The organism is Thermoproteus sp. CP80, assembly GCF_002077075.2.
GTDB lineage: Archaea > Thermoproteota > Thermoprotei > Thermoproteales > Thermoproteaceae > Thermoproteus.
Genome location: NZ_LCWM02000008.1, coordinates 21680 through 46375, shown reverse-complemented (window position 1 = coordinate 46375; position 24696 = coordinate 21680). Strand labels below are relative to the sequence as shown.

Here is a 24696-nt window from a genome sequence, read left to right as displayed (position 1 = left end):
AAGCGATGTATAGGTGCCATATGTGCGGGAGGTCCGACACGGCGTTGCTGGAGGGCTACATCAAGGGCGTGGGGTCGGTACTGCTGTGTCCCGACTGCTGGAGGAAGCTCGCCGAGGAGAATAGGCTGCTGGCCGGCGCCTCTGGCGGCGGCTGCAACTGCGGCTAGGCCTACGGGTTGTAGGGTATAGCGCCGAGGCCCGGCACCCCGGATAGATATATCCCGGCGGCGAGCAGAGCCAACAGGACAGCTATGCCCACGTAGTCGGGCAGGCGCATCTTCATCTCGCGGTAGTAGGTCCTCTTCCTGCTGGCCCTGAAGCCCCTTATCTCGGCCGCTATGGCTATCTGCACGGCGTCCCTGAGGGTCAGGACCACGATGGTCACCAGCGCCAGCAACACGTACCTCACGGTATTGCCTAGAGCGGAGGCGACGGCCGCCGGGCTTCCGCCTCTAGGCCTGAGGTCGACCCCCCTGGCCTTGAGGGCGTTGAGCGTGGTCATGGAGGCCTCCAGGACCTTGGGCACCGAGGAGACGGCCAGGAGCAACGCGAAGCCCAGCTCCACCGGGAGCCCCGACTTCTCTAGGGAGGTCAGTATATCTGAGGGCTGTGTGGTGAACACCAGCAACAAGCCGGCCGCTATGGCCGCGACGGATCTGAAGGTTATCTGCAGGCCGTAGATGAGGCCCTCCCAGGTGAGGCCCACGGGGTTCTGGACGTAGCCCAGATAGGGCACATACGCGGTGCCGTTGGCCTGCGTTATGCCGAGGGCCGAGAGCGCCCCGGGGAAGGCGTATATGAAGTGGACCTCGCCGAAGTCGTAGAGGAGGTAGCTATACGGCGCTATCATGGACTGGGCCCAGGCGGTGCCTATAAAGGAGGCCAACACCAAGGGGGCCACTATCCTCATCTTCTCCTTCACGTTCGTCGTGAAGGCGTATAGGGCCATGACGCCGACGAAGAGGATCGCCGATATCCACCAGACGGTCATGGCGGCGACCGTCGTGACGACCACCGAGAGCAGTATCTTGACCCTGGGGTCCAGCCTGTAGAGAAAGGTTTCGCCGCCTGCATATCTGAACAGAGACATGTACCCCCTGAAGCCTATGAGCTTGAAGATTAGATATATAACAAGCGCAGGTCCCCATATCAGGTAGATCAGCGATATGGCCCAATTAACTGCAGGATTATATAGGATCAAGCCTAGATCCGACGCCGGGACGCCACCGGAGGCCTGGGCCAGCTCCACGCAGGAACGAGCCCAGCTAAATAAATAGCATGCGGCCGAGGCGCGATAAGGCTCATATATACGTGGATGCATCGCGCCATGGGGCTCCCGAAGAGGCCGTCGGCCCTAGCGGCCGTCGCCCTAATTGCCGTCGCGGCCAGCGTGGCGCTGGCCATCTTGGCCCTTTACCACGTGAGGCCGGCCGCCGTAGAGGGGGGCGGCGCCGTGGGCGCCGCGGCGACGATCCGCGTGTACTCTCCCGCATATGGCAACGGCTCGGCGATACCCGCCCAATACACCTGCGACGGCGCCGACATCTCGCCTCCGCTGGCCTGGAGCGGGGTGCCGCAGGGGGCCAAGTCGCTCCTGGTCGAGATGGTGGATCCAGACGCGCCCGGCGGGGAGTTCATACACTGGGTCATCTACAACATCAGCCCCAACTCGACGGGGCTCCCGCAGGGCGTGCCCCCCGCGGCGGTCACCGCCTACGGGCTACAGGCGGTCAACGACTTCGGCGAGGTGGGCTACGGCGGCCCCTGCCCGCCCCCGGGCAGGCCGCACAGATACATCGTGCTGGTCCTTTCGCTCAACACAACCCTGGAGGTGCCTCCCGGCGCCCCCGCCAGACAGGTCCTGAGGGCCGCGGGCCCCTACGTCGTCGGGCTAGGCTCGCTCGTCGGCCTGTACGGCAGGTGAGATCCTCAGCCTCTTGAGGGTCGCAGCCGGCCTGCCGTAGTGCCTCGACACATAGTAAACTTGAGGCGGATCCACGCCCCACTCGACGTGCTTCTCGGCCTCAGCGAAGGCCTGCTCGGGGGTTCCTCTGAAGGCCACCCTGCCGTCGTACATCACGTAGACCAGCTGGCTGTAGTCCCCGACCTGCCTCATGTCGTGGCTGACCAGAACCACCGTCATCTCCCTCTCGCGGTGCATCTCGATGACGTACTTCATGGTCGCCTCGGCCGTCTCCCTGTCCAGCCCCCTCGTCGGCTCGTCGAGGATCAACACCCTCGGGGACGCCGCAAGGACGGCGGCGAGGCTCACAAGCCTCCTCTGGCCCACGGACAGCCTGTGGGGGCTCCTGCCGAGGAGGCCCTCTATTCCGAGGTCCCTGGCCGTCTGCCTGGCCAGGCTCCTCAGCGCCCTTCCCCTGACTCCCGCGAGCCTCAGGGTCATCGCTATCTCGGCCTCGACCGTGGTGTTCATGAGCATCTGGTCGGGGTCCTGGAAGGCATATCCCACCAGCCTCACCCTCTCGGGCCCCGACAGCTCGAAGGGGTTCTTCCCCTCGATCTCGACGACGCCGCTCGTCGGCCTGTTTATGCCCGCCAGCAGATACATGAGGGTGCTCTTGCCGGACCCGTTGGGGCCCACCACGCTCACCACCGAGCCCCGCGGGATCTCCATATCGACCCCCTTCAGGGTGGGCTCCTCGTTGCCCGGATATCTGAAGACCACCCCCAGGGCCTTGACGGACCCCTCGCCCGCGGGGGGCTCGGCCTCCTCGACCTCGAGCGTCAGCCCTCTGTTCGCCCTTAGGAACTCCTCCACGGTTATGGGCGGGGCCGGGTCCTCCGGCCTCACCAGCCTGTGGAGCTGGGCCACCTGGGGCTCCTCCACGCCGAATTTCTGGAGCCCCTTGGCGACCGCTCTGTGGGGCTCCTCGTCGAGGGCCACCGTGCCGTTGTCCAGGGCTATCACCCTGTCGGCCATCGGCAGGACCTTCTCCACCTTGTGCTCGGCCACGATGATGGTAATGCCCCGCTCGTTCAGCTCGCCGAGCAGCTCGAACACCTCCTTGGTCCCCACCGCGTCCAGCATGGACGTGGGCTCGTCCAGTATGAGGACCCTCGGCCTCAAGGCCAGCATGGCCGCTATGGCCAGCCTCTGCTTCTCGCCGCCGCTGAGCAGGAAGGTCGGATGGCCCCTCTTGCGCCAGAGGCCCACCAGCTCGAGGGACTCCTGGACCCTCGCCCTCATCTCCTCGGGCGGCACGGCTCTGTTCTCCAAGCCGAAGGCCACGTCGTCCTCGACGACCAGCGCGAATATCTGGCTCTCCGGCACCTGGTATACGGTGCCCACGTCAACCGCGGTCTTATACACAGGGGCGGTCCTCGGGTCCTTTCCAAACACCGAGATCCTCCCGCGCACATCCGCCTTAATTATGTTGGGTATCACGCCGTTTATAGCGTTGATCAACGTGGATTTGCCGGAGCCCGTCCTGCCCACCAACAACACGAACTCCCCCTCCTCGATCTCCAGAGTGACCTCCCTCAGGGCGAGCCGGTAGGGCTCTATATATCTGACAAAAACGTTGTTCAGTTCGATTACCTTCATCAGGCGTTAGGCGGCCACCTGCTTAATATAGTAAACCAGCGGGGCGAGTACGGCGCCCATCACGATGCCGGCGCCCAGCGCGGCGGCGCTCGTGACGGCCCAGAACTGCACCGAAGTTACGTAGCCCGTGACGAAGGTGCCCCAGAAGCCTCTCCACCAGAAGGGATAGGCCAAGCTGGCCCAGGCACCGCTGATGATCCCGTCCACGAAGATGATCCACCGCCTCCTCGGCGGCGCCGCCTCCTCGCCGCCCGTCTGCGCCTCGCCTCCGTCGGTCGCCAGAACTTTAGGCGGCCTCAGGTAGGGCGTGAAGATCGCCTCGCCTCTGTAGATGAGCCAAAGGTCCGTGAGGCCGGCGTAGGCCGTCATCTCGTAGATAAACCAGAAGGGCTCGCCGCCGAAGCCGTAGTGGACGATGTCGCTCAGCAGCGTGTATATAAACATCGTGAGCCCGGCGACGCCGGGCCTGCCCGACAGGGCGGCGGCCAGCTGTATTAAGAATATCTCTCCGATCAGCGGATAGTAGAAATATGTGGTGATGGAGCCTATTTTCGGTATCAGGGGGCTGATGAAGAAGTTGTAGACCAGTAAAAGCGCCGCCACGAGGGCCACGTAGACGAAGTCGACCGTTCTGAACTTGCCGAAGGCCCTCCCCTCCTTGGGCCGCCAGGCCCACGCCAGCAGGACGAAGTAGAGGGCCACGAATATCAGCACGACCGGCCAAGGTATTATCGTGTTGGTGTTGAAATATACGCCGTTCCAGAGGGGCTGCGGCTTCGTCGTGGTCGTCGCGAACATTATCGATTCCATGGACACCTGGTGGTTCTGTTATTAAAGAATTAAACATAAGGGAAACTAAGCACCATATAGTGCTTAGTGTATTATCTCCTACGCGCTGTTACGCGCGCCCCTTGGCGTGTAGATGCAGGCGGGGTCCTCCGCCAGGGGGTCTCTGAACGCGGCGAAGGCCCTCGCTCTGGAGCCTCCGCAGACCTCCTTGTACTCGCAGACGCCGCACCGTCCGCCGAGCTCGCCCCTCCTCATCTTGACCAGGAGCGGATGTTCGCGGTATATCCTCACTATGGACTCCTTGCGGACGTTGCCGAGGGGATACGGCAGGAAGCCGCTCGGGTAGACGGTGCCGTCGTGCGCCACGAAGATTATGCCGTGGCCGTCCCTGGTGGGGACCACGGCCGGGTCTAGAGGCCTCGCCGGCTCGCCCATGAGCTCCCTCAGCCTCGCCGCCAGCTTCTCGTAGGTGGGGGAGCTGTAGGAGAGGCCCGAGGCCCTCTGCATCTTGGCGCGGCGGTAGAAAGGCGCCTCCACGGTCCTTATCTGGACGCCGTAGCGCGACGCGTCCACCAGGAACTGGACGGCGTCCTCGTACTCCTGGGGCGATATGTCCAGAGACCTCGCCGCGCGGCCCGTCTCTATGAGGAAGAACACCTCCCACACCTTGACCCCTAGGTCGAAGACGAGCTTGAATATGTCGGGGAGCTGCGGGAAGGACTTCCTCCAGACCACCGTGTTGACCTGCACCCTCATGCCGGCGCCCACAAGCGCCTTTACGGCCTCCAGAGTCGACTCGAAGATCCCCGGCATCCCCCTCAGCTCCTCGTGCGCCTCCTTCAGCCCGTCGAGGCTTATGGAGACGCCTCTGACCCGTCCCCTCAGCTCCGGCAACGCCTCGAAGAGGTTTTTAGAGACGGCGGGCGCGAGGGAGGCCGGTATCCCCAGATCCTTGGCGTAGTCGAGGAGCTCCATCACGTCGAGCCTCATGAGGGGGTCGCCGCCGGTCACTATCAGCTCGGGCGGAGGCCTGCCGAAATCCGCGAGCTGCTCGAGAAACGCCTTGGCCTCCCACGTGGTCAACTCGCCAGGGAGAGGCTTAAGTATGGCGTCCGCCCTACAGTGCCTACATGCCAGAGGACACGCCTTCGTCGACTCCCAGAAGACGAGTAGAGGCCTCTTGTCGAACTCGGCCGCCAGCTTTCGGGGATCCATGAGGCCATCGAACGGTCAATATAAAAACAAGGCCGCGCGGCGGCGTCGCTGAGGCGGTGCTTCTGCCCCTTGCGGGGCCGCATCCCCGCCCGCACAACATTTAGGCGGTGCTTCTGCCCCTTGCGGGGCCGCATCCCCGCCCACATCTGTCTAGAGATCGCCCAGCTGTTTATAAGCTTTAGTCGATCGGCTCCGATGAGGCGGGTCGTCTTCGTCGACGAGTCGGGGACTAAGTCCTTCTGCAACTGCGTCGTGGTGGCCGGCCTGGCGGCTGAGGTGACGGGCAGCTACATGTACTGGGGCCTCGACATAGTGGACGGGATAAGGCGGAGGCTGGGGATCGTCGGCGAGCTCAAGTGGAGGCGCGTCAAGAGGAGAGGGGGCAGGGACCTCGTCGAGGCCTTGCTGAGGGATTTCGAGGTCAGATACTTCGCGGCGCACTACGTCTCCCAGAGGGATTTCGAGGGGCGCCTTTGGAGGTTCTTAGCCGACGTGGATGCGGATATTTTCGTGCTGGACGCGGGCCTCGCGGACGCCTCTAAGTTCCCGCGGGCGGTCAACAAGCCCTCGCACAAGGTCCCGGGCCTACAGCTCGCTGACCTTGTCGTGGGCTATATCTCCGAGGGCCGCGCGAGAAAGGGCTGTCGATGATGCCCCAGGATGAGCTCCACCGCACGACATCGTACACGGAGGCGCGGCCCGTAACAGCCGCCGAGCAGTCGATACGTATCCGTCGCCCAGCCGTACGCGTCTCAAAAGAAAGGATATATATGTTTGATAGATCGTTGAAGATAGTGATGGATCCGAGGGGGTCCGCGTCATCGCTCCATAGGGACCTCATAAAGGTTGTTGTCGAGTCGCCGGGCTCTTCGCGCTACAGCATAGCCAAAAGCCTCCCCCATCCGAACTCGACAATTTACTACGAGTTATCGCGTCTGGAGCGGGAGAGGTATATACGTATAGAGGGCGGCTCCGTATATCCCACTTTGAAGGGACTGGTTAAGTACGTGGAGCTTTTCGGCTGCAACGTAGCCGCGGCTAGGGCCGCGGCCAACGTCCTAGGGGTAGACCGACGCGAGGGCGTGTGCGAGTTTCTTGAGCTTCTGAGACCCTACGGCGAGAAGCTGGACAACGATCCGCTCGCAGGTTTGTTTCTACTTTTGGGCCCGCCTGTAGAGTTGGACAAGATAAGGAGATTGCCCAACGGCGTTTCCTCCATCGTTGCGAAGATAATCGCTGAGAAGTTCCCTGCGGTGACCTTCGCGGAGCACCGCGGAGTCCTATTCGTAGACGGGGACGGCTCGACTTGGTTTGTCGGATACTGCGGGCTGTGCGGCGGGTATGTCGTGGATAGATGCCCCCTCTTCGAGACCTATTATCATTGATGAGATAAATAATAAAAGCGCTATTCGGAGGCAGGCTGAACACGCGTTAAATATCGGCGTGAGCTCACCTCCGTGAGCTCGGATAAGGAGAGGGCCCTCGATATTATTAGGAAGCAACGGGAGGCTTTTCTGGGCGTATACGAGTCCGAGCTGAGGCTTTTCGGCGAAAGCGCCGGAGGGCTCTATGGCCTAATAGCGAGCGAGCCGGACTACAGCTGTTTCAAGGCCAAGAAGCTGTTCGGCAAGAGGGACAAGAACTGGGGCGCCGCCAAGATATGACGGCGGCGACCACTAGGAGGGGGTTCTTGAAGATCTCGGCCATAGCCGCTCTTGCCCTCGGCCTGCCGGCCTCCGCTCAGTCCTCGCTCATACAGCAAAAGACGTCGTGGGCCCTTGGCGAGATAGGAGGTAAGACAGGCCTTAAAAACGCCAGTGTGACGCCGACCATATGCACCTTCTGCTCCATGGGCTGCTCCATAGATTTCTACACCAACGGCTCCGACATAATTTGGACCAGGGGGTCTCCTGAGTCCTACATAAACTGGGGCGCTCTCTGTCCCAAGGGAAAGGTGGCGTACCAGCTGGCGACCAGCACCGAGAGGCTGGACTCGCCAATGATAAGGACGGGCCCCAAGCCGCCGGCCGAGGAGATCCTCAACGCCAAGACTTGGGACGAGCTGGTGGCGGTGATCAAGAAGTACCCGCCGCAGTGGCGGAAAGTCTCTTGGGACGAGGCACTCTCCTACATAGCAAGGAGACTCGCCGCCATCCTCAACGATTGGCGTAGCTCCACCGGGGCGCCGGCCCAACAAGACGGCTACTACTACATAGGCGCCAAGACCCCCGTGGCGGTGATGGGGTCCTCCATACTCACCAATGAGGAGGCTTACCTATCCATAAAACTCGCGGCGTTTTTGGGCACCTCCAATACCGACTCGGAATACCGCAAATGCCACTCCTCCACGGTCACGGCCTTGGCGTTGACCTACGGCTGGGGGGCCGAGACCGCCAGCATAGAGGACGTGGCGTTGGCGGACGTCGTCCTCTTCTTCTCCAACCCCGCCGAGGCCCATCCCCTGTCCTTCTACTATTTCATGAAGGGCAAGAAGGAGAGGGGAACCATCCTCATAGCCCTCAACCCGAACTACAGCAGGACGGTGGAGGCCAGCGATATATGGGTGCCCTTCCGCCCGGGCACAGACACGGCGATACTCAACTACATTCTCCACTACGCCTTCTTCGAGAGGAACCCGCCCATAGACCAACTGCCCGAGTTCCAACGGCTCATGTCGACTAGGTGGAACATAACCCAGGACGACCTCGACGACCTCAAGGCCATGCTGTCCGAGTACGACGCCCAGACCGTCTCGAACATAACCGGCGTCCCCGTCGATATGTTGAGGACGGTGGCCCAGATATACGTAGAGAACAGCGGCGTGGTGACCAGCCACAAGAAACACGGAGTCATACAATGGGCCATGGGCATGACCCAGCACACCGATGCGGTGCTCAGCATAATCAGGGCAGCGGCCATAGTGCAGCTCCTGCTGGGCAACGTGGGGTATCCCGGCGGCGGCACTCACCCGTTCCGCGGCCACAGCAACGTGCAAGGCGCCACGGACGTCCAGGGCGGCGGGCTCGGCGTTTTGCCGGGCTATCACGCCCCGCCTGGAAGCCCCTTCGAGGTCAGGCTGTACCAAGACTGGAAGCTCCAGGGCATGCCGGATCCCTGGAACTGGGAAGTGCCCCAGTGGGCCCTCAAGAGCTTCTCGACGACGGCGCCCTCGCGCGGCAAGGCCGACGCAGCCAAGGCCCTGGAGGTCTTCAACTTCTACGGATGGCGCCGCTTCGAGCTCCTCTGGGGCATCTACTGCGGCACGGTGCCGCCGGACGACCCTGTCAACGGGAAGGTTGTCTGCGACATACCCATAGGCACCGGCGCCTCCGAGACGACGTTGCCCAGCAAGATCTTCACGGGGGATGTGAAGGCCGCCTTTATATTCGGCGAGAACCCCGCGGTGACGGACCCCAATATCAAGGTCACCATGGCGGCGCTCGCGAGCCTCCAGCTGTTGGTCGTCTCCGACATATTCGAGACCGAAACCGCTTGGTTCGCCGACGTTGTGCTGCCCGGCGTCTCGTTCGCCGAGAAGGAGGGCACTAAGACGGACGGCAATAGGGTGATCCAATGGCAGTGGAGGGCGGTGCCGCCGAGAGGCCAGTCCAGGCCCGACTACTGGATCATCGCGACCCTATATAAATACCTCAGGAGAGAGGGCGCAATTCTGCTCCCCAGCGAGGCCGCCGGCGTGAGGTCCGAGGAGGTGAAGTTCAGGAAGATGGGGCAGATCGTGTTCGTCTACGAGAGGCCGCTTAGACCCGACTACTCTTGGGACTACTCGGGAGGCGTGGGCGCGGCGCAGCCCATATCGGACATAGAGGCCGAGGTTAACCCGCGTATAATAAACAAGGAGATAAACTACACTATGTTGATATATCAAGGGATGTACGACCCGGTGAGGGATACCTTCACTACGATGCGGCGCAACAACGCCTTGAGAAACCCCGGCGAGATCGACGGGACCTTCAGCTCCACCTTCAAGGTGTACAAGAACTGGGGCTGGTCTTGGCCTCTGAACGTGAGGTTCATGTACAACTACGACTCTCTGCAGATAGCGCTGGGCCATCCCGACGTAGTCACGGCTGCCGGGAAGCAGTGGACTGTGACCGGCGAGACGGGCGAGATAATAGACGAGTACACGGGCGAGTACAGGCCGGCGTTCGTGCCTGGCCACAACTTCTTCGTGCCCAAGGCATTCAAGAGGAGGCTAAGCGGCGTTGCGGACCTCTTCGGAGGCGTCGACCTCATGACCTTCATACGTACTGGCCAGCTCTCGTTCCCCGGCAAATTCGTCGTGGAGACTGACGGCGGAGTCCAAGTGCTCGATTTCGAGACCTTCGCGTCGTCCACAGGCATGAGGTATCCCTGGGCCAACGACGCGCTCTACTGGGACGAGGAGACCATGACCTTCCCGGCCTTCCTGAAGAGGATATTCTACCCAGGAGTCGGATGGCGGCAGTTCAAGCCGACCTACGAAAATATGAGGAGCCTCCTGAGGCAGTACTACAGCCAGCTCGGGGATCTGAAGGCCGCTACCTTGAAGGTGATACAAGAGATGGGCGGATGGTACAAGGGCTATACGTTCCAGTGGCCCATACACGCCGAGCCCGTCGAGGCGCCCATAGTGGACTTCGCGATCCAGTACCCGACCCTGGCTTGGCTGAACCCCTACAACATCGAGGTCCTCGAGCAGGAGCCCAGCATATTGCAGGGCAAGATGGTAGGCGTCGCCTTGGAGCCGAATGAGCTGCAAGCCCAACTACAGCCGTTGGGGATCACGGGCATCACTGTGGTCATGACCACCAACCGCCTCACGGAGACCTGGCACAGCGGCTCCATGAATCGCCGTATACCGGACCTCGTGGAGCTTGTGCCCCGTCCCTTCGTCAAAATCCCGAGGAAGCTGGCCCAACAGCTCGGCGTGAGCACGGGCGACTACGTGGAGCTGTGGACGGCCCGCGGAGGCCTGAAGATGCGCGCGTACGTCACAGACGGAGAGGCCTACCTCGAAGTCAACGGGCAGGACGTGCCGGTGGTCAACATACTGTGGTCCTGGAGCTTCGAGGGACCGGACGCCGGTCCTTCTGCGAACTTCATATCGCCCGACGTGGTGGACCCCGTCACGACGATACAGGAAACCAAGGCGTGGCTCGCGGTAATAAGAAAGGCCCCTAGCGTGTGACCATGGTGGCCGTCAACTTCCCTCCGGCCGATCAAGGATTCGCCGTCCTTGTAGACATAGACAAATGCATAGGCTGTAGGGCGTGTCAGCTGGCTTGCAAGGACTGGAACGGCCTAGCGCCTGTGAAGACCACCTTCAGCCCCACCTTCACGAACCCGCAGAGCTTCACCGCGCAGGACTGGAAAGTGGTGTTCTACTACGAGGGGGCCGCGAAGAAGGGTCTCGCGACGCCCGCCGGGGAGGTGGTCTTCGAGCAGGTGGACGTGGCGCCTCTGCCCGCCCAATGTCTCCACTGCGCGGCTGCCCCCTGCGCGAGGGCCTGCCCCTCGGGCGCCATATCGGTCACGCCCGAGGGAGCCGTGGTTATCAACAAGGACCAGTGCATAGGTTGCGGCTTCTGCGAGAACGCCTGCCCCTACGACGTCCCGAGGAGGGGATCCGACGGCAAGTACTACAAGTGCACGTTCTGCGTCGACAGGATTCAGAACGGCAGAGAGCCGGCTTGCGTCGAGGTGTGCCCCACCGGCGTGTTCACCTTCGGGCCGGCGTCTCAGATAGTCCAGATGGCCCAGTCGGAGGCCGCGAAGGGCAGGACCGTCTACGGCCTCAACCTCAATCCCTACGTCGGTGGGCAGGTCAGATGGATCTACGTCTCTTCCGACAGGAAGGCGTTTGCGATAAAGCAACACTTCCCCAGCGACGCCGTGGTTCCCACGAACGAGGCGAGGGAGGTCTTGCAGGAGATAGTCCCGCCGCTGGCGCTGGTCGGAGCAGTTGCCCTGACGGCTGTGGGCTTCGCCTCTTGGCGCAGGGCGCGTATAGAGGAGCAAAAATCCCAACAAAAGCAAAAGGAGCAATAAGTTTTTAAACTAAAACTCTAATTTATAATATGAGTAGTGTAAACTCTGAAAAGGAGGAGGTCGAGGTGGCCTCGATGGGGTACAGGATATCGCACCAGATAAACCTCGTGTTGATAACCCTGCTGGCCATCACCGGCTCCATGTTGCTGTTCCCCGGGCTCATGAGCTGGCTTAGCTACGCCGTGGGGGCGCCCCTCGCCGCCTTTCTGGGAAGCCCCTACCCGACCTCCGTGGGCGAGGAGCTGGCCCGGACGTCCCATAGATTTCTGGCCGACGTGTGGGGCGTCTTCCTGATCGTCTACGCCATATACCTCCTCGTCTTCAGGAGGATCCGCGTCTTCGATGCGTTGAGGAAGCCCTTGGGCGACCAGATAAGGGAGGCGAGGGCCCTGGCAGACCACTACATTCTGGGCAAGCCCCTGCCGGACGACGTCGCGTCCTCCCTCGAGAGGCACAACATCCTCGTGGCCTATATGACGGTCGTTCTGGTCGTAGGCATAGTACTGCTGTCGGCCAGCGGGGTCCTGATGGTCTACAGCACCTATTTGGGGCTGACCGAGGGCTCCTACAGGCTCTTGTTGTTGCTGCACGACCTCGGCTTCTATCTGGTCCTCCTCTTCATATTCGCCCACCTATTCGCCGTGTTGCACCCGTCCAACAGGCCTCTGCTGGTCGCCATGTTCAGCTACGGGAGGATACCGCTGGAGTGGGCCAGGAGGCATATGCCCAGATATCTGAGGCATGTCAAGGGAGGCGGTTCTTGAGGCGGTCTGCGGCGGCGAGGCCGAGTGCAGGGAGGAGCTGGCCAACGCGCCCAAGGAAGTCGAATCTTTTCTGGGTCCGTTCTCCACCTTCGTGCCCATAGTCGGCGAGCTTAAGCCTCCGTTGATAGAACGCGTCGAGAATATGGCCTCGGCGGAGGCTCTTGCAGGGGATAGGGAGCTGGCGCGTCTGGCCGTGTCGAGAAGGCTCGCCGAGCTCTACCGCGATAAGTTCGGCGAGTGGGAGGGGGATTTCTGCCCCATCTGCGGCAGAACGCCCGTGTTGTTCCTCGTAAGGAGGCAACAGGGACCTCTCTTCGAGACCGCGTCCAAGACGGCTAAATGCGTCTGCGGCTTCTCGTGGCGCTATAGATGGTGGCGCTGCCCCAACTGCGGGGCCGAGGGCAGGGAGAACTTCGAGGTTTTCCTCAGGGAGGGGCTGGAGGGCGTGTTCTTCTACAGGTGCAGTAAATGCGGCTACGTCCACGTCGAGGCCTACGGGGAGCCCGACGAGGTGGTCCAGTACGGCTTGAGGATTCTGGCCAGATATGTGGCGGGAGATTGAGGGCGTCAAGATAGCCCTGGACCGGCTCTTCGAGATATACGTGAACGGGAGGCTGGCCGCCACCTTGGTCGCCTCGCCGGCGGACCTGGAGGACCTCGCGGTCGGCTTTCTGTACGCCGAGGGCTACATAGACTCCCTCGACGACGTGGTGGAGATAAAGACCGGGGAGAGGGCCATATATGCGGATATAAGGGGCGCCGCCGGGCCCGCCAAGAGCCTCGAGGAGTGCGGCGGAGTCGAGGCGGACCCACGCCGCAAGCTCGTCGAGGTTTCGCTGACCATGGACGAGGTGAGGTCCCTAGTCTCGGAGTTCGGGAAGTTCACCATGCCGTCGGTGGAGCCCTCGCTGGCCATGCACACATCCGCGTTGCTGAACGGAGAGTGGCTGGTGGCCCACGACGTGAGCAGACATACCGCCGTCCTCAAGCTGGTGGGCAAGGCCGTACGCAGGGGGGTCAGAGGCGGCGTGGTCTTCACCACGGGGCGCGCCTCCTCCGACGTCGTGGCCAGATCGGCGGCCGCGGGGGCCTCCGTGGTGGTGAGCATAAGGGGCCCGCTCTACAGCGGCGTCGAGATCGCGTGCAGGCTCGGCGTCACGCTGGTGGCCAACGTGAGGGGGAGGGGGCTCGTCGTGCTCTGCGACAGGGGGAGGATAGCGGGGTCCTTAAAGGCTTAAGGTCCTTGCCCTTGAACCTTCTATCCAGCTCGAGAGGAATCTTTTAGGAAATAGTGGGCTCTAAGATGCTTTTTTCAGCTCTGAGACTTACCCGTCCTCTGGAACTATTGTTGCGTGCAATAAGGCAGGGGTTTTCGACGCCTTCGGCGAAACCTGCCGCTACGGCGTTGCCCTCTTGAGCTCTGCGTAAATCCTAGTCGCGGCCGAGACTTGGGCAACGTGCCGGTCTATGCAATAAACTGTCTTCCTGCCCCCTTATGCAGTTGAGAAGCTCAGCCACCACCTCTGGGCCGAAGAGAGGCGCGTCCTCGCTCTCGGCCTCAGGCGCCATGCAATGAATATCTCTCCAACGTATTGTAAGGTGGTTGCAGAAGCCGTAATGGCGGCCAGGAATCTGCAGTACAGGAATACTTATAACGAGCCGATATACTGGATTTCATGGGTTTACAAAACATCCTGGAGAGCAAAGAAGTAAGAGAGGAAATAAGCTCCGTATCGTTCCTCGGCATCTATTGGGCAGAGGAAGGCGCCAATTTTAAAATTGATGCTAACGACGACGGCGCCTTGGGCGCACCGCACAGGCCTATTTACGACGGCACGATCGGCAAATACGCTCTTCCCATGGCAATAGCCGGGGCCAACGTTAAGGGCTTTGTCCCCGTTGACGTCATGTTATCTCCCAGAGGTGTCCGGTTCAGCAGACCGGAGATGATCAAGCGGGAGGTCCGTGTGGATGAGCTTAAGCAACTCATATACGGCGGGGACGGGGAGATCAAGAAAGAGTTGCTGGCATTATTGAGGAGCTATGAAATTCCCGAGAGGTATGCCGAGGAGGTCGAGCACAGGTTGCGGGAACTTGTTAGAGAGGAAGTCAGAAGGAGAAAGTTGCCGGAAGAGGAGTGGCTCATCAACGCGCTGTATAGAATTCTCGTCCACATGGCCTATGTGATGTTGTATGTTTGAAAGCCTTGCAGATATAGATATCAATATTTTAAAAATAGAACTAAATATTACAAAGCACATCAGCGATATAAATCAATATCCCATGAAGAAGCTCCAGCATATTATCGAAGAGCTTGTAAAACTTGGAGAACGTCCTAAGCCGGAACTTCTACAGGTTGTCCTCGAGGCAGAACGGTGTGAGTACTACGAGTCAAAACGTATATTTGGGCTTTACAGGAAGGAGGTCAGAGTGAAGACGCACCTAATCTGACCTCCGCCTTAGGGGGCGGGGGTTCCGCCTCTCGGGAAGCGGCCCTCGCCCGGCCCCATCGGCGTCTTGGCCAAGGCTGAGCCCAAGCCCCAACTAGGCGGGAGACGAGGATCTACCCCCTCAGCTGCGCCTCGAGCTCCAGGAGCGCGTAGTACTGCTCCTCGCTGATCGATATCGCCGGAACCGCCTCCGAGACCTTCCTCAACGCCTCGTGAGCATCCATGCCCCTATATATTAGGTAGGCCGCAAGCGCCGTGGGGGTCCTCCCGACGCCGCCGACGCAGTGGATCAAGACGCCGCCGAGTCTCGCCAGAGAGGCCGTGATTCTGGCCAGCGCCTGCAGGTCGGCGGGCGGCCTCCCGTCGGGCGTCGGCCAGTGGAGCCACTTTATCCCCAGAAGCGCGAGGGCGGCTCTGAGCTCGTCCGCGCCGCCCCATCCGCCGTATTCCCGCAACTCCCAGTCCTCGGCCAAGGTGATCACGTGCCTTATCCCGGCCCCGGCTATCCTCTCCAGATCGCGCCTAGTGACCATGCAGCTGCCCGCCAGGCCGGGCTCCACGAAGTAGGGGCACTCCACGTCGACGGCGGTGGTAAATATTTTAAGTTTGGAGGCCGCGGGGGCCGTGGATCTGATGGCGCTGTACACAGGCGGCAAGGACAGCCACTACGCCGTGGCGAAGGCGGTGGAGGAGGGCCACGTGGTGAAGTGCCTGCTGACGGCCGAGCCCGCCAGAGGCGACTCCTACATGTTCCACGCCGTGAACGCCCGCTGGGCCCTCCTGCACGGGGAGGCCATGGGGATTCCCCACTACCTCGTGGAGGTGTCGGGCGCCAAGGAGAGGGAGGTCGAGGAGCTGGGGGGCGCGTTGGCTAGGTTCAAGAGGGAGTGCGGGGTGGAGGGCGTTGTCACGGGCGCCGTGGCCTCTAGATACCAGAAGGAGAGGGTGGATAGACTTGCGGCGCGGCTCGGGCTGGCCCACGTGGCGCCGCTCTGGGGGAGAGACCAGGGCGAACTGCTTCTGGCTGAGGCGTCTGCGGAGGAGTTCATAATGGTGGCCGTCATGGCCATGGGCCTCGACGAGAGCTGGCTCGGCGTGAGGGTCGGGAGGCGCGAGGCGGAGAGGCTGTTGGAGCTCAGCAGGAGGTACGGCTTCTCGCCGGTGGGGGAAGGCGGCGAGTTCGAGACCTACGTAGTAGCGAGCCCCCTCCTCCGCGGCAGGAGGGTGGAGATACTCGAGGCCGAGACCCGCTGGAGCCCCGCCGGATGGGGGTACTACGCCATAAAGTCGGCGAGACTGGTCGGCTGAGCGCGCGTTACGCCCATCAGGTCACCGCCGCCTCCGGGGGTCCCGCGCGGCCTTTTGGTGGTTTCATCAACGCCCTAATGGGCCGTAGCTCCCTCCTGAAGGTCGAGGACTGGGCAGAAGATCTCTAATGTCGCCGCGCCGAGTAGGTCCTCGCTTTCGCCCGGCACCACGGGCGTGCGCCTCTCGCCGTAGCCTGGCAGCTCCAGCACCGCCTCGGAGATCGCCCTCCTTATCGCGGTGCCGTCGGCCGACACGAGCTCCATCTCGCCCATAGGCTTCAGCCCCAAGCCCTCCCAGACGCTCCGCGTCAAGACCGCGGACGCCGGAGTCCACCAGAAGCCTGGCCGCGACGCGTCCATCTCCGTGTTCAACCACGCCGCCTATATAGACAAGACCCATGGATTAATCTTAAAATCAATCTTATCAGTGTGCTCGTTTCAACTACCGCTACACCATTAAGAGGAGGATTCCACTTCTATTTTCGCTGCACGAGAGCCTTGGAGATTGCGGGAGGTTGCCCTAGATGCGCTTGAAGCGATGTTGGAGACGGCCAACCCTCTTCTCATCTAATATCGAACGTGCGAGAGGGCCAGCGGGGCTGTGCCCATTATTTCAACTTAGAGGGCCAAAAGTTTTTAGCTGGTCCCCTGTAGGAAAATAAACGTTGAGTATTTTTGTGGGAGATTTATCCCACCCATGAAGTCGAAAACGGAGATTCAGGAAGAGAAGGCCCTCCATCGGGGGCCGTTATTAGGAGCCCATCAAGAGCCGAGGGGGACCTGGAGAGACATGGAGGAATATCTAGGCCAGGACTCCCCCGAGGCGAGGGAGAACGCGAATCGCTACGTGGGCCCCACGGGGTATTTCACCTACGTCTTGGAGAGGAGTTTGGGCGAGCACGTGAGGGAGCTCCTCCCCCGGGAGCTCTACATGGCGCAGGAGGACGGGCTGGTGTATATACACAAGCTCCCTGAGTCTCTCTACTTGCCCTACTGCTCGGGGCACTCCGTAGCCAGGCTGTTGAGATACGGCCTGTCGACTCCGGTCGTCTCGTCGAGACCTGCAAGGCATTTCGATACATACGTAGACCACGTAGCCAACTTCCTAATTACGGCCCAGCACTACTTCACAGGGGCACAGGCGTTCTCAAGCGTCGAGTGGTATGCGGGCCCCTTCATAAGGGGGGACGGGCTTGGCTACAGAGAGGTTAGACAAGGCGTGCAACGCCTCGTGTATAATCTGAATTACCCAAGCAGGATGGGGTTCCAGACCCCCTTCACGAACTTCACCGTGACGATGGATGCGCCGAGTAAGATGTTGGAGGGGGACGTGGCTGTCTACGACGGGAGAGAGGCGGAGCCGTTGGGCGTATATGAAAAGGAAGCGAAACTATTTCTCAGGTCACTTGCCGATGTGTTGTCGGAGGGCGACGCGTCGGGGAGGCCCTTCACCTTTCCGATACCGACGCTCATGGCCACAGCTACTTGGCTTTGGGAGGATCCCGAGATATTCGAGGCGGTGTTCACCACGGCGGCTAAGCGAGGTAGCTTCTACTGGCTAAACACCAGAGTTGTGGATCCAGACGCGTCGTTCGCCATGTGTTGCAGAATTAATATAGACCGTAACGAGTTGCTTAGGGCGGGCTCCAAGATAACTCGCATAGACCTTAAGAAGAACCTAGAACTCAGCCATGAAGAGGCCCTAAGTAGTTTAGAGAAGCAGAGGTTCGGCGGCGTGTGGGCGATCCCGGACGTGACTGGATCTGTAGGCGTTATAGACGTCAATTTGCCCAGGCTGGCCATGGCGGCGAGAGACGATGCAGAGTTTTGGGAGAAATACGGAGAGGCGCTGGAGTTGATAAGACGCGGCCTCACGTGGCTTAGAGAGCTCTATATCCGCTTGCTCAAGACGGAGCTCTATTCATTCGTAAGGCGGTACATACCGGAGTTTCCGGCGAGCCACTTCAATACTGTCGGCATAATTGGTCTGCCCGAGGCAGCGGCGATTTACTTAAGAAGGCCCGATCTATGGACGGAGGGCTCGAGGAAGGACTGGCTAGAGGCTGCGGATCTCATGAGGAGGATGGTGGCGTTTGCGGTTGAACGCGCGAGGGAGTGGGCTAGGGAGGACGGCGTACCTTGGAACGTGGAGGAGGTGCCAGGCGAGTCCGCTGCGCACAAGCTGGCTCAGAAGGACTTAAGGGCCTATCCGGAGATAGCCGAATACCTCCCCGAAGAGCCCATCTACAGCACGAGTGTAGCGCCCTACTACGCGCCCATGGAGCTCTGGGATAGGGTGGAGATAGAGGCCAAGGTGCAGAAAGAGTTCACAGGCGGCGTCATGATGCACGTATTCCTCGGCGAGGAGCCAGACCCCGAGGCCTTGGCGAAGCTGGCAAAGAGGCTGGTGGCCACGGATCTGGTCTACTGGAGCTTCACGCCAGCGCAGACCCACTGCCCCAAATGCGGCAGAACCTTCACGGGCCTCTACGCTAGATGCCCCCACTGCGGATATGAGGAGGTGGAGGTGTGGAGCCGGATTATCGGCTACTACCGCCCTCTGAAGAACTGGAACCCGGCGCGTCGACGTGAGTTCTGGCTTAGGAAACACTACAGCGCCTTGTAATGCCCGCCGCGCTCTCCGCCGGCTGGAAAGGCATATCTACGGTGGACGTACACGGCGCCGTGACGTTCACGGTATGGTTTTGCGGTTGCAACCTCAAATGCCCCTTTTGTCATAACTGGAAAGTTGCGGAGCGCATCGACTGTCGGCTCCTCGACCTCGACGCCGTCGCCGAAGAGCTCGAAAGGGCAAGGGGTTTCGTCGACTACGTCCACGTAACCGGGGGCGAGCCGCTTATACAGAAGGCCGCCGTTGAGGAGATATTTGAGAGGGCCAGAAGGCTGAGAGTCTCCACCAGCCTCAATACAAACGCCACGCTTTATAAACCTTTAAGCTCGTTGATAGAAAGGGGGCTGGTTGACCACGTGGCCACGGACGCAAAGATACCGCCCGAGATCTACGGCGTCCCCAACTCGAAGGCTCTGTGGAGGACGTTCTTGACATCTCTGCGAGCCGTCACGTCGAGCAAAATACCGCTCGAGCTGAGGATTCCGGTGGCCAGATTCCCGCTGGAGGCCTACGAAAGATACCTGGCGGAGGTACGCGAGGCACTGGGGCCAGGCGAGGTCGCCGTTGTGGTGAACCCGCTCCTAGGCCCGCCCACGACGATGCCCAGAGATCCATCGTGGTGTAGAGAGTATTGTAACCCTTCCGGAGAGCAGCTGGAGGCCGTGGCCAAGTTGGCGCAGAGTCTCGGCAGAGTATATATAAAGAGGTGGGGCCCTGGCGTAGAAGATACAAGGTCTTGAGCCTATTGGGCTCGCCAAGACCGCGAGCACCTCCGCCGCAGACACCGTCTGCCACGGATTTACGGCAAAGACGGCCATAGACGCCGCCGGCACGGCTGTAGGAAGCCGTTGCGCATATACACCCCACCACATGTAAAGAAGGTGGTCAAGCTCGTGACATCTCACTTCGTGGCCGAGACCGTCTCGACACCCTACAAGACAACGTTTCGCAGAGTCTCTTCCGGCGTCCTCCTGGACCTGCCGGGGCTTAGGGTGGAGGTCGCCGAGGCTTGCCACCACACGGCCAAGGAGGCGTACGCCCACCGGCTAAGTGCCGGAGTCGACGTGTTGTTCTCCGGCGACACGGCGCCGCGGTGCGAGCCTCTGCAGCGGCCGGGCGCCGGCGTGGACGTGGCCGTGCTGGAGGCCACCCGCAACGAAGAAAACAAACCGCTTTGCAAGAGGATGCCCACTCCACCACTATCGAGGCGTTGGCGGAGGGGAGGCCATAAAGGCGGGGGACTGGTGATTACACACAGATGACCGTCTTAACCCAACCACATATCAAGATGTAAAGAAGGCAGACGGACAAGTCTTGGTGGCCGAGGACAACATGCAACTAGGCTGTAGTGACGCCTCGGCAGGCGGCTTATCAGCTGGGGCTTTCATAGCTGGTTTAGTCCCCATTCTACACGGGGCACCTACCTAGAGAGACGGGGCGCCTTCACCGCCGGGATCTCCTCGCCGCCGTCGGCGTCTCGCGACTATAAGTCCTCATGCGGCGATTCTCCAATCGCCATGACGCATGACGGGCGCCTTGCGCAGACCCTCTTACAGTTGTCTCGCTACAGGGCGATGCGCAGGCCAGCGTCTGACGAGAAGAGCGGCCGCCGGGGAGTCAGACCATGCGCATAGAACCAGGTGGATACATATGCATACCCACGCGGGCTGTCATGCGTAGTTCATATTATGTCTGCCTTCGCACGCCCTGACCAAGCGTCTCCAAATTCATTATTTCATAATATGAATAATACTCTTAAGACGTCTGTGCAACGCCGTCCATGAATCCGATCAAAATCCTAAGAAGCAAGGCTGCAGTACTAATGTTGGCAGTGGTGTTAGCGGCGGCGTTGGTAGCCATCTACCTCGCCACTGGACCGCAACAGACGTCGTCCACCTCTACGCATGTCCCAGAGACGCAGTCTCCCGCCGCGACCGGCGCCTCGCCCGCCACGGAGGCGCCGACTTCCGTAACCGCCACCACGACGCCGGAGGCGCCGAGGCTCCAGCTCCAGGCTCAGCCCCAGAGGTCTGAGGTTAGAAGAGTCATTTTGATCAGTATAGACGCCGCTAGGGCCATGGATGTCTGGCCGCTTGCCAGAGACGGCTTCCTCAAGAACATGGGCAAGATCGCGGCTGAGGGCGCGTACGGCGAGTTGTCTCCCATCTTCCCGGCCGAGACCGTCCCCAACCACGCCGCCTTTCTGACCGGGGCGCCGTCCGGCATCCACGGCGCCTTCTCCGACGTTGCCTACCCCAAGTCCCCCTTCGAGGGCGGCAAGTCTGAGCCGGGCTACTGGGGCCGGCTCATTGCGGCGGACACCATCTGGGAGGCGGCTCTGCGCAAAGGCTACAGAGTGGCCATCTCCAACTTCATCCACGGCTACGTCCCCACCTGGCAGGCGAGGCTCAGCGACGCCGACAAGAACAAGATCGTGATCATATACACGACGAAGGCCTACACGCCCGGCGTAGGCTTCGCAGGCTCTCAGCTCTACAGCACCTCCGGAATAGGCACTAGGATCAACTACACGGGAGGCAAGCTCTACATACCTATCGCAGACACCGTGCTGGTGGGCGAGGTGCAGTCGACTGGAGGCGGCGCCAGGGTGCTCGTCTTGTATCAAGGCAACAAGAAGATCGCCGAGGTGCCTGAGGGCGGCTGGGCCTCCGTCGTGGTGAACGTGACGGAGAAGGGCACCACGTACCTGGCGGCCTTCATGGTCAAGGCCCTCTCCCTGGCCCCCAACGACGTGAGGATATACCGCGGCAACGCCCTCGTCTACAACGCCCCCATACCCTGGTTCATGGGGCCTGAGGACCTCAAGAGGAAGTACTGGGAGGAGGTGGTTGAGAAGGGCTACATAGACGTCTATCACGGCCTCACCAGCGACGTGGGGAGGGGCTGGATCGACCTCAAGACATACGCCGAGATTGTGAACTACACCGTGGACTACTACTGGCGCACCAACCTCTTCGTGCTCAAGAACGTGGAGTTCCAGCTGATGACGGGCTACGACGTGACGCCCGACCCGGTGGAGCACGCCATACTCGGCCTCATGGATCCGTCCATGCCGTACAGCAACGCCAGCATCGCCGAGTGGGCCAGGAGGACCTACCTCGGCATGTGGGCTAGGATAGACCAGTGGATCGGCGAATTTATGAAAGAGATGAATAACGGCGACGTGTTGATCGTGGTGGGCGACCACGGCCAGTGGGGCGTAAGGGGCTGCGTCGCCATAAACACCGCCCTTAGGCGCGCCGGCCTCCTGGTCACAGACGAAAAGGGCAACCCCGACTTCTCCCGCTCAGTGGCCTACTACGACGGCGGCTACATCTACATCAACCCCAAGTACAAGGCAGACCCCGCCACCTACAGCAGAGTGGTGGAGAGGGTAATGGAGGTATTGCTCTCCATCCGCGACCCAGCCACCGGCGAGTGGCCCTTCGCGCTCGTCGTCGCCAGGACCGGCCAAGCCGCCGGGCCTTTGGCGACCATCTACGGCCACGACTTCTCGTCGCTCTTCCTCGACGGACCCGCAAAGCTCCAGTCGCGCATAGGCGACATAGCCATAGCCGTGAAGCCGGGCTACTGCGCCTACGACAAAAGCGCCACTAGAGACAACGTGGTAAACACTCCCATACCCTTCGTCTACTCCGTCACCGGCTGCCACGACGGCCTGGGGAGCTGGAAGGAGCTCCGCTCCATCATCGGCATATGGGGCAAGGGCGTCGAAGTGAGACAGTTAAAGGGCTTCGAGGCCTATTCGCCGCAGGTGGGCTCCACCATCGCCGCCCTACTTGGGCTGGAGCTCAGAAACGCCACCTTCGCCCCCATCTGGGTCCTAAATTAAAACCCCCTTACCCCCACAAAACCCTTTTTCCCCTCCTTTTACCCTTTGTTTGTCAACCTCATCTAACGAAGGTTCTTGAATTGTTTAGTAGTTGGCTAGGTGGTGCGACACCAAGGTCCTGTCGAGCCCCAGTATGTAGGAGAGGAAACAGACGGGCATGGGGCTCTGCCGCAGTAGATACAGGATCTTGAGCCTGTTGGGCTCGGCCAAGACCGCGAGCACCTCCGCCATCTTCTCCACCGCCACAGGCGGCGGGGAGATCTCCTCCACGGGGGGTCTCGGCGGGTCCCTACACACGCCGACCTCGGCCAGCCTCCTAGCCACCTCGCCCAGCCTCAGCACGCCCATGTCAGAGGAGCGTCACCAGTTTATACAGAGTCATGACCACTATCACGAGGCCGAATATCCGCCTCAAGGTCCTCCCCTTGACGTGCTTAACGGTCGTCCTCGCGCCCGCATACGCCGCGGCTGAGCCCGCGGCCCGACATAAACAGCGATAGGTAGGGAATAGTGGCGAACGTAGCGCCGAGACCCAATATGCCGAAGATGTATGGCGACGCCGATCGGCACGACGCCGGAAATGAAGCCGTTTACGAGAGGCGAATGACAAGCCTCGCTCTTCAGATCGGGGGTCAGAGCTAACAGATGTTCGCCTATTTAAACGGGAGCGTCCGCAATCCGCCGCCTCCCCGCCTCCCGGAGGCTCGGGCCGCCCCATCTATTAAATATTTTGATCTGCAAGATTAAAATACTGCAGATTACAATCTTCTATGTTTGTGGACAGAGAGGAGGAGCTCTCGTTTCTCCAGAGGCTGTACGAATCCGGGAGGCCCCAGCTCGTGTTGCTGTACGGCCGTAGGAGGGTGGGCAAGACTTGGCTTGTGAAGAGGTTTCTAGAGGGGAGGAGGGGGCTGTATTTCTACGCCCAGAGGCGGCCTCTCGCCGACGAGCTCGCCCGCCTCGCCGAGGCCCTCAGCGCGGCGCTCGGGCGTTACGTCAAGCCGCACTGGGATTCCATCTTCGCCGCGTTGAGAGACGCCGGGCGCTTCGTACTTGTGGTGGACGAATTTGGGTACTGGCTCGACGAAGACCCCGGCGTCCTCTCTGCGCTGCAGAGCGGATGGGATGAATACCTCGGCGATAGCCAGGTGTTTTTGATCCTGCTCACGTCCACACACGCAGTCGCCGAGAGGGCGGTTTCATACGGCGGGGGCCTCTTCGGCAGGAAAACCGCGCAGATAAGGCTGGGCCCCCTGGCTCCGCCCTACACGAGGTACTTCCTGCCCAAATACGACGCGCCCGAACTCGCGGCGGCGTACGCGGTCTCCAACGGAATCCCCCACTACCTTGCGTTATTCGACAGAGATAGGGGGCTGGGTGAGAACATCGCGTTTCTCTTTTCGCGGTGGGGTCCCCTCTACGAAGAGGCGGAGAACCTCCTACGACATGAGGTGAGGGAGCCCTACGTCTACTTCAACATCGTCAGAACCATAGAGGAGGGGGCGACCACGTATTCGGAAATCGCCGACAGGGCGCATATCAGCGCTCAAACCCTCGCCAAGTACCTCCACGTCCTCGAGAAGCTGGAGGTCATACGGCGGGAGGTCCCCGTGTTGGGCAAGGCTAGACCTATCTACGTCGTTTCGGATCTATACATGAAGTTTTGGATCCGATTCGTATATCCCCAGAGAGAGTGGATAGAGCTGGGAAATCCGCCGCGCCTAGACCTAGATGGATATATGGCGGCGGCCTACGAGGAGATAATACGCCGGGCCTTGCCCCATCTCCGCAGGACAGGTTTAATAAGGAGGTTGGGCAGATGCGGCAGATATTGGCAGAAAGACGTTGAGGTGGACATAGTGTGCGTAGAAGATGGACACATCACGGCGGTCGAAGTCAAGTGGAGCGACTTGGGTCAAGACGACGTGGAGGAGATCATCGAGGACTTAAGGAGAAAGCTGGGGGGCCGTGAGGGGGATTACTACGTGGCGGCCAGAAGAGGGCCTAGCGACCCCCGGGTATTGACGGCGGAGGACGTGTTTGGGAAAAACTAGATGCCGACGACTCGGCGGC

24 protein-coding genes are annotated in these 24696 nt (G+C 60.9%); 17 read left to right on the top strand and 7 right to left on the bottom strand.

What is annotated here, in order from left to right; all coding sequences use genetic code 11:
• Positions 1-169: 169 nt before the first annotated feature.
• On the bottom strand, positions 170-1249 hold the full coding sequence (locus B7L68_RS02820) for an energy-coupling factor transporter transmembrane protein EcfT (RefSeq protein ID WP_238136293.1): 1080 nt from the start codon (positions 1247-1249) through the stop codon (positions 170-172).
• Between the two features lie 78 nt (positions 1250-1327).
• Between B7L68_RS02820 and B7L68_RS02815 the strand changes: the two genes are divergently transcribed.
• Positions 1328-1924, top strand: coding sequence for a YbhB/YbcL family Raf kinase inhibitor-like protein (locus tag B7L68_RS02815; RefSeq protein ID WP_081246173.1), 597 nt, complete (start codon positions 1328-1330; stop codon positions 1922-1924).
• On the opposite strand, the gene B7L68_RS02810 is transcribed toward B7L68_RS02815, so the two are convergent.
• The 3 genes from B7L68_RS02810 to B7L68_RS02800 form a co-directional block, all read right to left on the bottom strand.
• Positions 1892-3565 carry an ABC transporter ATP-binding protein gene (locus tag B7L68_RS02810; protein ID WP_081246172.1) on the bottom strand — a complete coding sequence of 558 codons (1674 nt, stop codon included), beginning with the start codon at positions 3563-3565 and terminating at the stop codon, positions 1892-1894. The genes B7L68_RS02815 and B7L68_RS02810 overlap by 33 nt on opposite strands.
• 6 nt (positions 3566-3571) lie before the next feature.
• On the bottom strand, positions 3572-4375 hold the full coding sequence (locus tag B7L68_RS02805) for a hypothetical protein (RefSeq protein ID WP_081246171.1): 804 nt from the start codon (positions 4373-4375) through the stop codon (positions 3572-3574).
• A 78-nt stretch (positions 4376-4453) separates the two neighbouring features.
• On the bottom strand, positions 4454-5569 hold the full coding sequence (locus B7L68_RS02800) for a TIGR04053 family radical SAM/SPASM domain-containing protein (protein ID WP_081246170.1): 1116 nt from the start codon (positions 5567-5569) through the stop codon (positions 4454-4456).
• 195 nt (positions 5570-5764) lie between these two features.
• Between B7L68_RS02800 and B7L68_RS02795 the strand changes: the two genes are divergently transcribed.
• The 10 genes from B7L68_RS02795 (at position 5765) to B7L68_RS08600 (ending at position 14832) form a co-directional block, all read left to right on the top strand.
• On the top strand, positions 5765-6220 hold the full coding sequence (locus B7L68_RS02795; RefSeq protein WP_081246169.1) for a DUF3800 domain-containing protein: 456 nt from the start codon (positions 5765-5767) through the stop codon (positions 6218-6220).
• Positions 6221-6354: 134 nt separating this feature from the next.
• Positions 6355-6954, top strand: coding sequence for a hypothetical protein (locus tag B7L68_RS02790; RefSeq protein ID WP_143615283.1), 600 nt, complete (start codon positions 6355-6357; stop codon positions 6952-6954).
• Between the two features lie 72 nt (positions 6955-7026).
• Positions 7027-7233: a hypothetical protein gene (locus tag B7L68_RS02785; protein WP_081246167.1), complete on the top strand. Its 207-nt coding sequence runs from the start codon at positions 7027-7029 to the stop codon at positions 7231-7233.
• Positions 7230-10757, top strand: a complete 3528-nt coding sequence (locus tag B7L68_RS02780) for a molybdopterin-dependent oxidoreductase (protein WP_081246166.1) — start codon at positions 7230-7232, stop codon at positions 10755-10757. Before B7L68_RS02785 ends, B7L68_RS02780 begins: the two co-directional genes overlap by 4 nt.
• A 2-nt stretch (positions 10758-10759) precedes the next feature.
• Entirely contained in the window at positions 10760-11617 is an 858-nt protein-coding gene (locus B7L68_RS02775) for a 4Fe-4S dicluster domain-containing protein (RefSeq protein ID WP_081246165.1), read from the top strand.
• A 29-nt stretch (positions 11618-11646) separates the two neighbouring features.
• Complete coding sequence (locus B7L68_RS02770) at positions 11647-12381, top strand: cytochrome b/b6 domain-containing protein (RefSeq protein WP_081246164.1); 735 nt, start codon at positions 11647-11649, stop codon at positions 12379-12381.
• Positions 12359-12943: a formate dehydrogenase gene (locus B7L68_RS02765; RefSeq protein ID WP_081246163.1), complete on the top strand. Its 585-nt coding sequence runs from the start codon at positions 12359-12361 to the stop codon at positions 12941-12943. Before B7L68_RS02770 ends, B7L68_RS02765 begins: the two co-directional genes overlap by 23 nt.
• Entirely contained in the window at positions 12927-13619 is a 693-nt protein-coding gene (locus tag B7L68_RS02760) for a formate dehydrogenase accessory sulfurtransferase FdhD (protein WP_081246162.1), read from the top strand. Before B7L68_RS02765 ends, B7L68_RS02760 begins: the two co-directional genes overlap by 17 nt.
• 438 nt (positions 13620-14057) lie before the next feature.
• Positions 14058-14582 (top strand): hypothetical protein, encoded by a 525-nt coding sequence (locus B7L68_RS02755; RefSeq protein WP_081246161.1) that lies wholly within the window; start codon positions 14058-14060, stop codon positions 14580-14582.
• Between the two features lie 82 nt (positions 14583-14664).
• Positions 14665-14832, top strand: coding sequence for a hypothetical protein (locus B7L68_RS08600; RefSeq protein ID WP_162008394.1), 168 nt, complete (start codon positions 14665-14667; stop codon positions 14830-14832).
• A 112-nt stretch (positions 14833-14944) separates the two neighbouring features.
• Here the strand turns inward: B7L68_RS08600 and B7L68_RS02745 are convergent, their stop codons facing one another.
• Positions 14945-15409: a dual specificity protein phosphatase family protein gene (locus tag B7L68_RS02745; RefSeq protein WP_238136292.1), complete on the bottom strand. Its 465-nt coding sequence runs from the start codon at positions 15407-15409 to the stop codon at positions 14945-14947.
• 55 nt (positions 15410-15464) lie between these two features.
• Here B7L68_RS02745 and B7L68_RS02740 point away from each other — a divergent pair, with 55 nt between their 5' ends.
• Positions 15465-16139 carry a diphthine--ammonia ligase gene (locus B7L68_RS02740; RefSeq protein ID WP_369907390.1) on the top strand — a complete coding sequence of 225 codons (675 nt, stop codon included), beginning with the start codon at positions 15465-15467 and terminating at the stop codon, positions 16137-16139.
• Between the two features lie 74 nt (positions 16140-16213).
• On the opposite strand, the gene B7L68_RS02735 is transcribed toward B7L68_RS02740, so the two are convergent.
• Positions 16214-16498 carry a hypothetical protein gene (locus B7L68_RS02735; protein WP_238136291.1) on the bottom strand — a complete coding sequence of 95 codons (285 nt, stop codon included), beginning with the start codon at positions 16496-16498 and terminating at the stop codon, positions 16214-16216.
• Between the two features lie 430 nt (positions 16499-16928).
• Between B7L68_RS02735 and B7L68_RS02730 the strand changes: the two genes are divergently transcribed.
• The 4 genes from B7L68_RS02730 to B7L68_RS02715 all read left to right on the top strand — a co-directional run bounded on the left by B7L68_RS02730 (position 16929) and on the right by B7L68_RS02715 (position 22623).
• On the top strand, positions 16929-18764 hold the full coding sequence (locus B7L68_RS02730) for an anaerobic ribonucleoside triphosphate reductase (RefSeq protein ID WP_081246184.1): 1836 nt from the start codon (positions 16929-16931) through the stop codon (positions 18762-18764).
• Positions 18764-19510, top strand: a complete 747-nt coding sequence (locus B7L68_RS02725; RefSeq protein ID WP_081246158.1) for an anaerobic ribonucleoside-triphosphate reductase activating protein — start codon at positions 18764-18766, stop codon at positions 19508-19510. The genes B7L68_RS02730 and B7L68_RS02725 overlap by 1 nt, the downstream gene beginning before the upstream one ends.
• Before the next feature lie 108 nt (positions 19511-19618).
• Positions 19619-20032, top strand: coding sequence for an MBL fold metallo-hydrolase (locus B7L68_RS02720; protein WP_238136288.1), 414 nt, complete (start codon positions 19619-19621; stop codon positions 20030-20032).
• Positions 20033-20550: 518 nt separating this feature from the next.
• Complete coding sequence (locus B7L68_RS02715) at positions 20551-22623, top strand: alkaline phosphatase family protein (protein WP_081246156.1); 2073 nt, start codon at positions 20551-20553, stop codon at positions 22621-22623.
• An 84-nt stretch (positions 22624-22707) separates the two neighbouring features.
• Here B7L68_RS02715 and B7L68_RS02710 read toward each other — a convergent pair whose 3' ends face one another.
• A complete protein-coding gene (locus B7L68_RS02710) occupies positions 22708-22971 on the bottom strand; it encodes a helix-turn-helix transcriptional regulator (protein WP_081246155.1) in 264 nt (87 codons plus the stop codon).
• 422 nt (positions 22972-23393) lie between these two features.
• On the opposite strand from B7L68_RS02710, the gene B7L68_RS02705 reads away from it, so the two are divergent.
• Positions 23394-24677, top strand: a complete 1284-nt coding sequence (locus B7L68_RS02705; protein ID WP_081246154.1) for an ATP-binding protein — start codon at positions 23394-23396, stop codon at positions 24675-24677.
• Positions 24678-24696 lie beyond the last annotated feature (19 nt).

Excerpts from the sequence above, each read along its gene's own strand:
- B7L68_RS02795 (WP_081246169.1), top strand. The coding sequence starts at position 5,765 with ATGAGGCGGGTCGTCTTCGTCGACGAGTCGGGGACTAAGTCCTTCTGC.
- B7L68_RS02760 (WP_081246162.1), top strand. The coding sequence starts at position 12,927 with ATGTGGCGGGAGATTGAGGGCGTCAAGATAGCCCTGGACCGGCTCTTC.
- B7L68_RS02710 (WP_081246155.1), bottom strand. The coding sequence starts at position 22,971 with ATGGGCGTGCTGAGGCTGGGCGAGGTGGCTAGGAGGCTGGCCGAGGTC.
- B7L68_RS02730 (WP_081246184.1), top strand. The coding sequence starts at position 16,929 with ATGGAGGAATATCTAGGCCAGGACTCCCCCGAGGCGAGGGAGAACGCG.
- B7L68_RS02815 (WP_081246173.1), top strand. The coding sequence starts at position 1,328 with ATGGGGCTCCCGAAGAGGCCGTCGGCCCTAGCGGCCGTCGCCCTAATT.
- B7L68_RS02735 (WP_238136291.1), bottom strand. The coding sequence starts at position 16,498 with ATGGACGCGTCGCGGCCAGGCTTCTGGTGGACTCCGGCGTCCGCGGTC.
- B7L68_RS02740 (WP_369907390.1), top strand. The coding sequence starts at position 15,465 with ATGGCGCTGTACACAGGCGGCAAGGACAGCCACTACGCCGTGGCGAAG.
- B7L68_RS08600 (WP_162008394.1), top strand. The coding sequence starts at position 14,665 with ATGAAGAAGCTCCAGCATATTATCGAAGAGCTTGTAAAACTTGGAGAA.
- B7L68_RS02715 (WP_081246156.1), top strand. The coding sequence starts at position 20,551 with ATGAATCCGATCAAAATCCTAAGAAGCAAGGCTGCAGTACTAATGTTG.
- B7L68_RS02765 (WP_081246163.1), top strand. The coding sequence starts at position 12,359 with ATGTCAAGGGAGGCGGTTCTTGAGGCGGTCTGCGGCGGCGAGGCCGAG.
- B7L68_RS02770 (WP_081246164.1), top strand. The coding sequence starts at position 11,647 with ATGAGTAGTGTAAACTCTGAAAAGGAGGAGGTCGAGGTGGCCTCGATG.
- B7L68_RS02780 (WP_081246166.1), top strand. The coding sequence starts at position 7,230 with ATGACGGCGGCGACCACTAGGAGGGGGTTCTTGAAGATCTCGGCCATA.
- B7L68_RS02800 (WP_081246170.1), bottom strand. The coding sequence starts at position 5,569 with ATGGATCCCCGAAAGCTGGCGGCCGAGTTCGACAAGAGGCCTCTACTC.
- B7L68_RS02805 (WP_081246171.1), bottom strand. The coding sequence starts at position 4,375 with ATGGAATCGATAATGTTCGCGACGACCACGACGAAGCCGCAGCCCCTC.
- B7L68_RS02705 (WP_081246154.1), top strand. The coding sequence starts at position 23,394 with ATGTTTGTGGACAGAGAGGAGGAGCTCTCGTTTCTCCAGAGGCTGTAC.
- B7L68_RS02775 (WP_081246165.1), top strand. The coding sequence starts at position 10,760 with ATGGTGGCCGTCAACTTCCCTCCGGCCGATCAAGGATTCGCCGTCCTT.
- B7L68_RS02725 (WP_081246158.1), top strand. The coding sequence starts at position 18,764 with ATGCCCGCCGCGCTCTCCGCCGGCTGGAAAGGCATATCTACGGTGGAC.
- B7L68_RS02810 (WP_081246172.1), bottom strand. The coding sequence starts at position 3,565 with ATGAAGGTAATCGAACTGAACAACGTTTTTGTCAGATATATAGAGCCC.
- B7L68_RS02755 (WP_081246161.1), top strand. The coding sequence starts at position 14,058 with ATGGGTTTACAAAACATCCTGGAGAGCAAAGAAGTAAGAGAGGAAATA.